This is a genomic window from Arthrobacter sp. GCM10027362 (assembly GCF_042679445.1).
Taxonomy (GTDB): Bacteria; Actinomycetota; Actinomycetes; order Actinomycetales; family Micrococcaceae; genus Crystallibacter.
In genome coordinates this window covers 1-13236 of the sequence record NZ_JBHTML010000116.1, presented here as the reverse complement: position 1 = coordinate 13236, position 13236 = coordinate 1, and the positions used below count along the sequence as shown (strand labels likewise).

Sequence of the window (13236 nt, the reverse complement as noted above, 5' to 3'; positions counted from 1 at the left end):
CCGGCCGGCCGGATGCCGGGGCAGCCTCCGGCCCGGTGGTCCGGCATGGATCCGCCGCACGGGACGGCACGGACATCTCCGGTGCCGGCGGCCGACTGGCCGCCCAGCCCGGCCGGCAGGGGGAAGCGGTCGGATGGGACCCGGATGAACCGGATCCACCGGTTGTGCTGCCGGAGCCGCAGCTCCCCGTCGTCCATGCCCCGGGCGCGAACACCCCGGATGGCAGCCCGGCTTTTTGGGAGCGCCGTTACCTGCGGCGGTGGCAGACCGGACTGCTCCGATGAGTGCCTCGACAGCCATTGGCATGGTCAGCACCTCGCTGCGCAACCTCCTCCTCGCCGAAATGCGCCTGAATCCGTCCGTCGACGTGACCGTGCTGGCACCGGATGAAACCGGCAGCGGCCGCCGGATCAACCTGTTCCTGTACCGGATTGAGGAAAACGAGTACCTGGCCAACCAGGATGCGCTCGCCGAGGCCGGAAACCGGCTGGTTCCGCCGCCGCTGTCGCTGAGCCTGCTCTACCTGATGACGGTGTATGCCCCGAACGACGCCGTCGGCGGCAACGTCACGGCGCATGAGATCCTCGGCGAGGCAATGAGGGTCTTCCGGCAGCATTCTCCCATTCCGCGCGGCCACCTGGCGCCGGGCCTGGCAGGTGCGCGCGAGGACCTGCGGATTGTGGCCAGGAACCTGGACGCGGAAGAGCTGAGCCGTATCTGGGCGACCTTTTCCCAGCCGTTCAGGCTTTCGGTGCCGTACCAGGTCTCCACCGTCCAGCTCGATGCGGTGCCGCAGGCGCCGTTACCCATGCCGGCCCGGGTACGCACCATCGGCGTTCCGCGGGTGCTGCAACCGGCCGCCCCGCCCTCGATCCTGGCCATGTCGCCGACGCGCGGGCCCGGGGGCACCTCCCTCACCTTCACCGGCGAGCACCTCGCCGGCTGGCGGGTAGCGGCGACCATTGGCGGCCGGCGCATCGTCGACGCGGCCGCGTCGGGCGACACGGTGGCGGCCGTCGTCCCGGCAGACCTGGGCGCAGGACATTACGAAGTGCGGGTGGATATACCGATGGCCTTCCGGCGGACCTTCCTGTTCGAGGTGGCGCCATGACGGGCGCCCGGTACACGGACAACCATGAGCACCTCCGCGACGAGCTGCGGCGGCTGGACGCACGGATCCGGCTGCGGACCCTGACCATGCCGCTGCTGAATGCGGCCGCACCCCAGGCCCAGCTTGAGCGCACGGTGTTCATCTCCCCGGACGAGGTGGCCTGGCTGCTTGCATGCGATCCGGCCCCCGGCCTCGACGGAACCGCCGCGGCCGTGGCGCGCTCCACCCTCACCGAGCTCTCCGAGGTCATCGGGGAGCGGACCGCCGCCAGCCTCGACGCCGGGATTCCGCTGGCACTGCCCCGGCTAGGTGAGCTGTTCGGACTTTCGGAATTCGAGCTGCAGGCTATCGTGATCTGCCTGGCACCGGAGCTGCGGTCCAAATATGACCGCCTCTATGCGTACCTGCAGGACGACATCACCCGCAAACGGCCAAGCGTCGATCTGGTGCTGAACCTGCTTTGCGAGACGGAAGATGCCAGGTGGGGCGCACAATGGATGCTCGGTGAGGCTGCCACCTTGCAACGCTGGGGGCTGCTGCAGTCCGTGGAGGATCCGAACAGTCCATCCGGATCAAGCGGACTTGCCCGCTTCCTGCGGGTCGATCCCCGCATCTGCCGCTTTATCCTCGGCGATACCCAGCCGGACGGGCGGCTTGCCGGCCTGGTACGGCTGCGCCGGCCGGCTGCCGCGACGGCGGCGGGAGCCGGCTTCCCGCCTGTACCAGGCGGTGCGCGGGAACCGGTACGGCTGGAACCGGATCCGCCGGACGGGTGCCGGCAGGTGCTTTACCTGCGCGGCCCTGCCGGGGTAGGCAAGACCGAGCTGGCACTGCGGCTTTGCGGCAGCGCAGGGCTTGCGCTGCTCGTCCTCGATACCGAAGACTTGTCGGCGCTGCCCCCGGAGCAGGCGCGCGATCTGCTGCTGGCGGCCTGCCGGGAAAGCGCCCTCCAGCGGGGCGCGATGTACCTTGAGCGCGGGGATGCGCTGCTGGAGGCATCGGGGCGGGCCTCGCTGAAATCGCTGGCCCGGCTGGCCGCCGAACCCGGTCCACCGATCATCCTCGGCGGCGAAGCGCCCTGGACGGACGGCCGGATCTTTGACCAGGCGCGCTTCGAGACCGTAACGGTGCCAATGCCCACGGCCGCCGAGCGCGCCGCGCTCTGGCGCCGGCAGTTGGACGGGCTGACACCCGCGGCGGCTGATTGGGCCGAAGAACTCGCGAGCCGCTTCGTCCTGACCCCGGCGCGGATCAAGGACGCCGTTGCGGCGGCGGAACGCGGCTGCCGCCCGGAGACACCCGGGCCGACCCTTGAGGAGCTCGAGGCCGCCTGCCGGCACCAGTCCGACCAGCACCTTGGCGAACTGGCAGTGAAGGTGGACCCGCGGCACGGCTGGGAGGATCTGGTCCTGCCGGAGCCGAAGACTGCGCAGCTGCGCGAGATCTGCGGCCAGGTGCGCCAGCACGACCGGGTGTACGAGGCCTGGGGGTTTGGACGGAAACTTGGCCGCGGGAAGGGCCTGAGCGTCCTCTTTGCCGGCCCGCCCGGTACCGGCAAGACGCTGGCGGCCGAAGTCTTGGCCCGGGAGGCCGGGCTCGGGCTGTTCGAGATCGACCTGTCCGGCGTAGTCAGCAAGTACATCGGGGAAACCGAGAAGAACCTGGCCCGCATCTTCCAGGAGGCCCGTACCGGCAACGCCATCCTCTTCTTCGATGAGGCCGACGCGCTGTTCGGCAGACGCACTGAGATCCACGACGCCCATGACCGTTACGCCAACATCGAGACGGGCTTCCTGCTGCAGAAGCTGGACGAGCATGAGGGGATCGTGCTGTTGGCTTCGAACCTGCGGACCAACCTCGACGAAGCCTTCACCCGGCGCATCCGCTACGTCGTCGACTTTCCGTTTCCGGATGCGGCCCATCGCCAGCGCATCTGGGAGTCGCATTTTCCGGCGGAAGCCCCCGTCGCCGACGACGTCGACTGCGCCTTGCTGGCACGCGAGTATGCAATTGCCGGAGGCAGCATCAAGAACATCGTGCTCAACGCCGCCTTCCTCGCGGCCTCCGACGGCGGCGTCATCACTGCCCGGCACATCCTGCTGGGCACGCGCCGCGAGTTTGAAAAACTCGGCAAGCTGTGGGCTGAACAGCCCGCAGACAGGGAGGAGGCCCAATGACCGGCGTTCCCGGCAAACCCAGGATCCTGCACGGTGCCTTCGTGGAATTCGGTCTCAGTGTCCCGCCGCTGCTCGTGGTGTTCCAATACAACCCCTTGCAGCTGACCCGGAACCGTGAGCTGGTCTACGCACCGCCGGCCCAGCCGGCGCCACGGGCCACCCGGGCCCGTCCCAATCCGGCAGCACCTGCGCCGCGGCCGATGCGGGATTTCCATGGCCGCAAGGAATTCGAGGACCTGGCCGAACTGCGCCGGCAACAACTCGTCACGGTGCAGGAAGAAAGCATTGCCTTCGACGTGCGGCTGGACGCGACAGACAAACTGAACGAGGGCGACGATGTGACCCGGCAGCTGGGCATTGCTCCGCAGCTGTCCACCCTGGAGCTTATGGTGCAGCCGAAGGGGGAAGGCGTGCTGGCCGGGATGGTCGGCGACCTGCTGGGCAAACGCCAGGACTTCATCCATCCGCGGCGGGCCAACCCGCCCCTGGTTCTGTTTATCTTCGGCCGCAAACGGGTGCTGCCTGTCAATATCACCAGCATGCACATCACCGAGACGGAATTCAGTGCGGACCTGAACCCGACCCGGGCCACCGTGGCGGTCGGCCTGACCGTGATCGAGGGGAACAACGCCCCGTTCCTGGCCTCCCACCTGATGACGGAGGCGATGTCCGCCCTGAACCTGGCCAACGTTGGCGAAGCCGCCAACGTGGTGATCCCGGGGTGACCGCCATGGCGCGCAGGCACTCCCGATACCGGACGCCGGAGGGCGCGTCCGGTCCCGACGCGCGCGGCAGGACGCCCGCCACTACGGCGCTGCGTCCCCTGCCGGAGGTGGCCGGCCGGTTCCGGCACACCGTGGCCCAGGGCGAGCGGCTGGACCAGCTGGCGTACCGCTACTACGAGGAACCCTTAGCCTGGTGGCACATCTGTGATGCCAATCCGGGAATCCTCTCCCCGCTGGCCCTGCTGGGGCACGACCCGGTCGTCACCGTCCGCTTCCCGCTCGCCGTTCCTGCGGGGGGCCGGCCCCCGGCTTGGCAGCCGGTGTTGCGCGCGCTCTCCGGGATCCCCGGAGTGGAGCAGGCAACCGTGGAAGAAAGCATCGAGTACGTGGACCGGGCACCGGAGGTCGCGGAACGCTTCGACCGGGCGCTGCTGGTGACCTTCAACCGCGAGTGCACCGAGTCCGAGACACTGATCGAAACGATCAGGAACGCCGGTTTCAGCGTCGGGGAACCTGCCGGAACCGGGCAGCTGGGCCGGAGCATCGTCATCCCACCGCCCGGAAGGGGGTAGCCCAGGCGCCATGGAACAAGAGAAGCTGCGTCTCGAAATCGGCGGTGCCGAGCTGCCGGAACTGTACGAGGACCTGATCAACCTCGAAGTCGAACTCGACGACGAACTGGCCGGCATGGTCCGGATCAGCCTCGCCGTGCCGCAGCGCGGCGACGGAACCTGGCCCTATCTCGACGATGAACGGATCCAGCTCTGGCAGCCGGTGGTGATTACGGCAGGGCTGGGGGACGAGCAGGAAAAGCTGCTCAGCGGTTATATCACCCACCTGCGGCCCGACTTTGCCGGCGACCCTGACCAGTGCCAGCTGGAGATCTGGGGGATGGACAGCAGCGTGCTGATGGACCGCCGGACCATCCTCAAGGACTGGCCCAACCGCAAGGACAGCGATATCGCCGAGGAGGTCTTTGGCAGCTACGGGCTGGGCTCGGATGTGACCGATACCGAAATCATCCATGACGCCGACGTATCGACGATCATCCAGCGCGAGACCGACATCCGCTTCCTCAAACGCCTCGCCCGCCGCAACGGGTTCGAATGCTACGTCTCTGGCACGATGGGGTATTTCGGTCCGCCGGCGCTCCATCGCCGGCCGCAGCCGGTCCTGCAGGTACAGTGCGGGGAGGAAACCACAGTCACCCGGTTCGCCGTGGAGGTCGCTGCGCAGGGCCCCTCGCCCGTGGCCATGACCCAGCTGGACCATCTGACCAAGGAGATCCTCGGGGTTGCCGTGGAGAAGACCAGCCGGAAGCTGCTCGGGGCGAAGCCGCCGGCAGCTTATCTGCCCGCCGGCATGAACCCCGAGCTGACTCATCTTGGTCAGACGGTTACGACCGGCGGCCCCGAAATGGAAGTCCTGTGCCAGGGGCTGCACGACCGCGGCGAGTGGTTCGTCACCGGGGAAGGGGAGGTGGCCGCCAACCAGTACGGCACCATCCTCATGCCCCGGCGGACCGTCACAATCAAGGGAATCGGTGAGACCTACAGCGGGGTGTACTACGTGTCGCGCGTCACGCATGTGTTCACCCCCGGCGGCTACACACAGGTCTTCACGGTCCAACGCAACGCCCTGCTGCCGACGGGGTCAGAGGAATTCTCGCCCGGCGGCCCCAACCTGCCGTTTTGAGGAGGAAGCCTGATGGACCTGGAACGTGTCGTCGCCGACCTGGTGGAAAAGATCGACCGCCGTCATTACGGCAAATACCGGGGCATTGTCGTGGACAACAAGGACCCGAAGCGGCTGGGGCGGCTCACCGTGCAGGTACCGAGCGTCCTGGGCCCCGATGTCGTGACGGGCTGGGCCAAGGCGTGTGTTCCCTACGGCGGCGCCGACCAGCAGGGGATCCTGTTCATCCCCGCTCCGGGGGCCGGGGTCTGGGTCGAATTCGAGGAAGGCGACCTGGAATTTCCGATCTGGTCCGGCGCCTTCATCAGCGAATCCGCCGGGGCCAGCGAAGCTCCCGGACCCGACGGCACCCCCGGGACGGGCGTGGACCCCGCCGGCTGCAAGATCATCAAGACCGGGCGGGGACACACCCTGTACTTTGAGGACACCCCCGGCACGGAGTCGATCCAGCTCCACGACGGCGTGCACGGCCACCGGATTACCCTCAATGCCGAAGGAGTCTCGGTCACCGATGGCATCCACGGCCACCGGATCACCCTTACCGCCGACGGCGTGGCGATCACCGGCGGGACCGCCAACGGCAATTCTCTGGCGATGGACACCACCGGGATCACTGTGCAGGACCGGAACGGCAATACGCTCCGCCTGGGCCCGGCCGGCATCGAGGTTGGCGGGGACGTCGAAAAGATGGTCCTGGGTACCACGTTCAAGGCCAACGTCGCGGCCTTCATAACGGCGCTGGCAACACATACGCACATCGGCAACCTCGGCGCCCCCACGTCGCCCCCGGTGGCGCCGATGAACCTCGACGTGCCGATCTCGGCCCGGCACTCGGTCGGCTAGGAGGACCCCATGGCATTGGTGGTCGGCACCGTGGATGCGGAATCGGGCTTGAGCAAGGCCATCTTCGAGCAGATGGACATATTGTTGGCGCCGCCGTTGCAGCAGGCCGTAGACAACGCCTCCGGTGAGGCCCAGGCGAAGGCGCAGGAGGCGCTGGACGCCGCCCGCAACGGGTGGAAGCAGTTGGCATTCGCCATCGCCACAGGAGTGGTCACCCATTTGACGGCGAACCTTGAGATCGTCGGGATCCAAGCCACCGGTGACGTCGCGGCCGCAGTAGCCGGCAAGACCGAGCCCGCGCCGCCGGCCGCGCACCAGCACCAGATCAACCTAGCCGCTGCCCAACAAGGGGTTACGTTCAATCAGAGCGGCAGCGGACTGGGCCATGTCCGGTAACGGCACCGGGGAGGACGGGCTTATGGCAACGGGATTCGGGTTTCCCTTCAGGGTAGCGCCAGGCGGGACGATCTCCCCGGACGGCGACGAGGACGCCGATCTCCGCGGCAAGATCGTCCAGGTGCTCTTCACTTCACCCGGTGAACGGGTGAATCAGCCCACCTTTGGGTGCGGGCTGCTCAATCTCGTCTTCGACCCCAACAATACGGTCCTCGCCGCCGCCGTCGAATTCACGGCGAGCCAAAGCCTGACCCGCTGGTTGGGCGGGGAGATTGTCGTCAGCGGGGTAGACATCCAGGCCCAGGACGAGACGCTGACTGTCGAGGTCGCCTACCTGCGGCGCCGCGACGGAGCACGCCAGTCGGTCAGGATCCAATTCAGGTGAGGTGGGACCATGGCAGAGATCGCTGACAGGGACGGGCAGCCGGTCATCGACTACACCGGCCGCGACTACGAGGGAATCCTGAAGGCACTGCGTGAGCAGGTGCCCCGCAAGCTGCCCGAGTGGCAGGACTTCATGAACGAAGCCGACTTTGGCAACGTAATGCTGCAGCTGTTTGCCTATCTCGGAGATGTCCTGAGCTACTACCAGGACCGCGTCGCCAACGAGAGCTTCCTGAATACTGCCACCACCCGGCGCAGCGTCATCGAGCACCTGCGCCTGATCGGATACCCGATGCGCACCGCCGCACCGGCAAGCACCACGCTGACCATTTCGCTGCCGGCCGGAACCCGGATACCGGAACCGGTAAGCATCATCCGCGGTGCCGCCTTCGCCACCAAAAGCCATAAGGACAGACCCAGCGTCCGGTTCGAATATACCGGCGAATCCCCCCTGGTCTTGACTTTCGAGCCTACCGATCCGGACGACCCTGCAGGGCCTGCAGCCGCTTCCGTCCCGGTGGAGGAAGGCCGGCTGATTGCCAGCGAAATCCTGGGCAAGGCCGACGGGTCACCGGACCAGCGCTACATCCTGGCCTACCGCGGCCTGATCCTGCCCCAAGCCGGACCGCAGGCGCCGCCCGGCGCAGGCATCATGCTCGAGGCGACGCAGGGTAATGCGCCAGCCCAGCGCTGGCGGTTCCGGGAGAGCTTGGCGTTCAGCGGCCCGGCCGATCATGATTTCAGCATCGATATCGACGAGAACGACCAAGCCACGCTCATTTTCGGCGACGGAACGTTCGGGGCAGTGCCGCCGCGCGGAGCGTCGCTGGCCATCAGCTACCGCACCGGCGGCGGGCTGGCAGGAAATGTGCCAGCCGCCGCGATCACAACGATCGTCAACGTCCCCGCGCTCGCGGTCCTCGGCGCCAAGGTCACCAACAGGATGCCCGCGACCGGCGGAGCGGACCGCGAATCGATCGCGCACGCCGCCAAACATGCGCCGGCGGTGTTCCGGTCCCTGCATCGTGCCGTCACCACTGCCGACTACGAGGAGCTGGCACGGACCTTCCACGGCGTCGGCAAGGTCCGTGCCAGTGCAACGGGCTGGAACCGCGTCACCCTGTACGTCGCCCCGGCGGGCGGAGGCCGGGTGGATAACAAGGTCAGCGACACTCTTGAACTTGGGCTTAAGCGGTACCTCGAAGACAAGCGGATGCTGACCCAGGTCGTCGAGATCGAGGATGTGGACTACGTTGAAATCTTCGTCACCGCCGAGGTCGGTGTCGAAAGCTACTATGTGCGCGAGGACGTCCGGGCGGCGGTCGAGCAGGCGGTGTCGGCGCTCCTGGCCTTCGACACGGTCGGTTTTGGCGAAACCATCTACCTCAGCAGGTTTTACGACGCCATCCAAAGCACCCCGGGGGTCCTCTTCGCCAACATCACGGAATTCCGCCGCGCCGGACAGGCCGCCCTCGAACAGGACGGGAGGATCCGGCTCGGCGAGAACCAGATCCCCGTCCTGCCGGCCGACCCCGGCTATGCCGCGGGCATCAAGGTGCTCCTCGTCGGGCCGGCAGGCGGCTGAGCATGCGTCTGCTGAATATCACCGCCCGCCCGCACCCTGACGGCAACCGGATTGACCTGGCCTGGAGCTATCCGGGACCCGGTGGCAGCCAGGGGCCGGACCACCCCGAAGTCCTCGTTTGCCGGGACCTGCGCACCCACCCGCTGCGGCCGGGGGACGGGGTCGAGGTGGCCGCCGTGCCGGCCGGCCCGGCCGGCAGCTCGGAGGTTTCCGATACCGGGCTGCAGGGTGAAACCGTCTACTACTACACGCTGTTCACCCGGGCACCGGCGGAACAGGAGTTCGCGGCGGACCCGCACAACCGCGCAAGTGCGATGGCGTCCTCACCTTATGGATTCGCCGGCCGCCTGTACGGGCTGTTGCCTGCCATCTACCGCCGGTATGACGCGGCCGCGCCGATGCCGGCCGCGCTGGCGCCCGCGGAAGCCGGCAAGGGGGTGCTGCAGCGGTTCCTCGAGCTGCCCGGCGTACAGCTGGACCAGCTGTACAGCCTGGCCCGGGCCGCGCTGGACCTGCACGACCCGGATCGGGTCGACGGCCGACTGCTGCCGCTGCTGGCGCAGTGGATTGGCTGGCGGACCGACTACAGCCTATCCGTGCGGGCACAGCGGCAGGAGATCCGGTTCGCTCCTCAGCTCTACCAGCGCACCGGCACGCCGGCGGCCCTCGAAGCGACGGCGCGGCGCGTCGCAGGCCTGCCAATCCGAACCAAGGAGTTTGTGCACAATGTCGCCTGCGCCAATCAGCCTCCACGGTTGAACCTGTGGGCCGCCGTCCGGGAGGATGCCGGCGGCAGCTGGGGGAGGCCCGGACTGGTATCGGTGAACTTCGCCTACGAAGGGCGCGCAGCCCAGGTGCGCGACGCTGACGGTTCCGATCTGTTCTTTTACCACACGCACCGGCGCCACGGCTGGGATATCTGGTGCAAGCAACGCTCTGCGGACGGCATCTGGGCCGACAGCGCCCCGGTAGTCGACCGGGCCGGTGCGGACATACATCCGGCGGCCGCACGTGCCCAGGACCGGCTGTGGCTGTTCTGGGAGACCCGGAACCCCGCCGACACCCCGGCGGTGCGCCGGTGGCGTATTGCCTTCCGGACCCGGACGAATGACGGCAGCTGGTCGGAACCGCAGGTGTCCGGCCAACCTGGCAGCGGGTTCTTCGGAAGCGGTGACGAGGAGCGCCGCCGTCCCTGTGCGGCGACGGACGAAACCGGCGGGCTGTGGCTGTTCTGGCAGGAATTGACCGCAGGGAAGTGGCAGACTAGATACAACCGGCACGATGGCACGCGGTGGCAACTGGAATCTCCGGGAACACTGCAGGAAAACGCGGGCTCCCGCATCCAGGAGGATCTGTTCCTGCTCATCCGCCCGTCCGGCCCCGGCGGCCGGCTCTGGCTGTTCGGGGCGCGGCAGGAGCCCGCCGGTCCGGCGGGACAGACCCGGTGGAGCCTGACCTACCGGGTCAAGAAGGGACTTGATCCGGCCCGGAGCGCAGACTGGGAAGCCGCCCGCCTGGTACCGAAGCCGGCACCGAATGTCCACGACCGGGAACCGGCCCCGCTGCTGGGGCCGGACGGCGGCATTGAACTCTTCTTCAGCTCCACCCGGTCCGACACGCCCGCAGGCCCGGACGATGGCAACTGGTCCGTCTTCCGGACCGCGCTGGACGATCCTGCCACACACGATTGGGCGCCGGTCCAGCCGGCCGCCGTCGGGCCCTTGTCGCAACGGGCGCCGCTCGCGGTGCGCACGACGGAGGCCACGCTGCTGGTCTACAGGTCCAGCGAACCGCTGGTCCATGCCGGTGCCGACGAGGCGTCGATACCTGATACCCGCTATGCAGGCACCCTGACCTACAGCGGTCACCGCAAAGCCCCGGTTGGCGCGTTCGACGACGCGGGGACCTACACCTATACCCGCTCCGGCGGCGGGCGGCATGGCGATGGCCGCTTCGCCCGGGACGCCGTCGGCATTTTCCTCATGGCACCGGAGCCACCCCCGGCACCGGAGGGGATCGAAGCGGCGCGCTCGCGGCTCGCCGCCGTGCTGCCGGAGTTCCTGCCCATCAACGCCCGTGGAATTGTCATCCGGCCCTAGCAGGTCCGCGGCGGAACGATCGTTCGAGAGGAGAGTGAAGGCGAGGCGATGAGCGACTTCTCGCGGTCCCCGCTTGAGCTGCTGCTCGAGAACCTGGCCAAGGGGTACATCGGCATCCATATCGAACAGGGCGTGCCGATCCTCGACCGCGACCTGAACCTGCTCCAGGACCTGCTCGCGGCGGACATGCGATCGCTCTTCTCCCGCTACATTGGCAATGGGCTTGCCTCCGGTGCAGGAGACGGCTTCGGGATCCGTGCCCTGCCGGCCGGGCTGAACCGCAACGATTTTAAGATCGCTGGACCCGGCTCCCTGCTGGCTGGGGGCATCGAGGCCCATATCGACTCCGACACCAGCTATAGCGGCCAGCCGCCGTCAAGTACCGGCCAGCGATTCCCGGAGCTAACCGCGCCCACCGAGGCCCAGCCCGATCCCCGCACTGACACGGTCTACCTGAAGGTCTTCCTCGCCGAAGTGGACGGAACCGATGATGCTGCTTTGGGCAACAGCGACGATGTGGGCATGCAGACCTCGGTGCGGCTCAAACCACACTGGGAGGTCCGGGTCGCCGAAGGTGTACCGGTGCCCGACCCGGCTCCCGGGCAGGTCCATTATCCCCTCGCACAGCTGCGCCGCCGCCGCGGCGAGGACACCATCACCTCCGGAACATTCGACTTGGAGGGCACCGGCCCGGTGCAGCGCATTACCGATCTCCGCCAGCGCAAACTGACCCTATCCCATCTCGAAAACCGCCTCAGCCTGCTCGAGCGGGTCCTCATTGCCCCGACGTTTGCTCCGGACAGGCCGCTGCGTCCACTGACCGGCCAGGTCCACCAGCAAATTACCCTGGCCGGGAAGAACTTCGACAAGGGAACCATCGAAGTCTTCTTCGATGAGACTCCGGCCTCGATCGCTGCCACGCTCTCGGACAGTGAAATCGTGGTCCTGGTGCCCGGAGGCCTGACACCTGATGGCACCGGGCGAAGCGTCAGGATCACCGTCTCCAACGAGGTTGCCTCCGCTGTGTGCGAGAAGCTGTTCGGAGTCAGGGCCACCCCGGTTTTTGCCGCCGCGCCGACCCCTCAGTTCGCACCGGGCAGTGGCATGGCGGGCACCGAGGTCGTGCTCTCCGGCTTCAACTTCAATGCCAGCGAACTGAAGGTGCTCTTCGGCGGGAAACCGGCAACCGTCATCGGCGAGCCCACCAACACGTCGCTGAAGGTCCAGGTCCCCGATGGGCTGGCCGCAAACTCGCAGGTCAAAATCACGGTGAAGACCAGCCAAGGTGACGTCGAAAGCACGGACGAATTCCGGGTGGGACCGCCGCCGCCGGTTCTTACCGGTTTTACGCCGCCTGTCGTCAAGGTCGGTGATCCTGTCATCCTGAGCGGCCAGAACCTCGACGTCGTTCCGGTGCGTGTGTTCTTTACCGTCGAAGGCTTGGCTCCCGTCCGGGCAGGACTCGCCGAACCGGCGGCCGCGACCCAGATCACAGTGGAAGCGCCGGACCTGATTTTCGGCGTGGAGGCACAGCGGCAGGCCCGGATCACCGTGACCACCGGCTCGGGCTCCGCCGTGAGCGTCAGTCTCATTACTGTTAATCGTTCATAGGGGGGTTGGTTCCTCATGGGGTTTATCGTGTTTCCGGATCCGCAGGTGACACCGCTTGCGGTGGGCCGGGGAGGTGGCCGGGTGGACAGGCCGTTTGGCCAGTTGGCGGGCGCGCCGGTGCCGGAGTTTGCCGGAATCTATGCGCGGATGATGTTCCTCCGGGTGGCAATGATCGGCGGCTCGGTGGCGCCGACGGTGTTCCTGCGTGCCGGTCAGGGCCCGGCGGTGGCGGTATCGACATCGACCCAGCCGCTGTTCCGGGCTACGACTGCCGGCGGTACGGGCACCGGGTTTGTCGGGGATGTTTTCCTGGCCCCCGGCGCGGGCAATGTCCTGCGGGTCCTGGTGGGGTTTGACAGGGAGACTGTGGAGGAGTGGGTTCTGGGGATCCGGAACAACGATCCGGCCGCGGACCGGCTGTTCACCTGGGTGGTGGCCGATAATCCGGGCGACGCCGCCCAGCCGTGGGCGGATCCGGCCTCGTTCGTTCCGGCATTCGCCTCCGTGCCGTTTGCCTCGCACCGCGGGACCCCGGGCACGGCGGTGGTGCTGTCCGGGACGAACTTCCACATCGGCACCCCGGAGGTGTCCTTCGGCAGCCGGCCGGCCG

13 protein-coding genes are annotated in these 13236 nt (G+C 67.6%); all 13 read left to right on the top strand.

Features of this window, described 5'->3' with window-relative positions; genetic code table 11:
- On the top strand, nt 1–284 hold a 284-nt coding region (locus tag ACFQ36_RS15255), incomplete at its 5' end, for a hypothetical protein (RefSeq protein WP_377015046.1).
- Nucleotides 281–1111, top strand: a complete 831-nt coding sequence (locus ACFQ36_RS15250; protein WP_377015045.1) for a Pvc16 family protein — start codon at nt 281–283, stop codon at nt 1109–1111. The genes ACFQ36_RS15255 and ACFQ36_RS15250, both read left to right, overlap by 4 nt.
- On the top strand, nt 1108–3288 hold the full coding sequence (locus tag ACFQ36_RS15245) for an ATP-binding protein (protein ID WP_377015043.1): 2181 nt from the start codon (nt 1108–1110) through the stop codon (nt 3286–3288). The genes ACFQ36_RS15250 and ACFQ36_RS15245 overlap by 4 nt, the downstream gene beginning before the upstream one ends.
- Nucleotides 3285–4013: a hypothetical protein gene (locus tag ACFQ36_RS15240; RefSeq protein WP_377015042.1), complete on the top strand. Its 729-nt coding sequence runs from the start codon at nt 3285–3287 to the stop codon at nt 4011–4013. The genes ACFQ36_RS15245 and ACFQ36_RS15240 overlap by 4 nt, the downstream gene beginning before the upstream one ends.
- 5 nt (nt 4014–4018) lie before the next feature.
- Entirely contained in the window at nt 4019–4585 is a 567-nt protein-coding gene (locus ACFQ36_RS15235; protein WP_377015040.1) for a hypothetical protein, read from the top strand.
- 10 nt (nt 4586–4595) lie between these two features.
- Entirely contained in the window at nt 4596–5708 is a 1113-nt protein-coding gene (locus tag ACFQ36_RS15230; RefSeq protein WP_377015038.1) for a phage late control D family protein, read from the top strand.
- Between the two features lie 12 nt (nt 5709–5720).
- Nucleotides 5721–6551, top strand: coding sequence for a phage baseplate assembly protein V (locus tag ACFQ36_RS15225; RefSeq protein WP_377015037.1), 831 nt, complete (start codon nt 5721–5723; stop codon nt 6549–6551).
- 9 nt (nt 6552–6560) lie between these two features.
- Nucleotides 6561–6947, top strand: coding sequence for a hypothetical protein (locus ACFQ36_RS15220; protein WP_377015035.1), 387 nt, complete (start codon nt 6561–6563; stop codon nt 6945–6947).
- A gap of 22 nt (nt 6948–6969) precedes the next feature.
- Nucleotides 6970–7332 carry a GPW/gp25 family protein gene (locus ACFQ36_RS15215; RefSeq protein ID WP_377015033.1) on the top strand — a complete coding sequence of 121 codons (363 nt, stop codon included), beginning with the start codon at nt 6970–6972 and terminating at the stop codon, nt 7330–7332.
- A 9-nt stretch (nt 7333–7341) separates the two neighbouring features.
- Complete coding sequence (locus ACFQ36_RS15210) at nt 7342–8916, top strand: baseplate J/gp47 family protein (protein ID WP_377015031.1); 1575 nt, start codon at nt 7342–7344, stop codon at nt 8914–8916.
- A gap of 2 nt (nt 8917–8918) precedes the next feature.
- Nucleotides 8919–11015 carry a phage tail protein gene (locus ACFQ36_RS15205; RefSeq protein WP_377015029.1) on the top strand — a complete coding sequence of 699 codons (2097 nt, stop codon included), beginning with the start codon at nt 8919–8921 and terminating at the stop codon, nt 11013–11015.
- Nucleotides 11016–11063: 48 nt separating this feature from the next.
- Entirely contained in the window at nt 11064–12626 is a 1563-nt protein-coding gene (locus ACFQ36_RS15200) for an IPT/TIG domain-containing protein (RefSeq protein ID WP_377015027.1), read from the top strand.
- A gap of 45 nt (nt 12627–12671) precedes the next feature.
- Nucleotides 12672–13236 (top strand): hypothetical protein (locus ACFQ36_RS15195; RefSeq protein WP_377015025.1); only part of this gene is annotated, 565 nt, incomplete at its 3' end.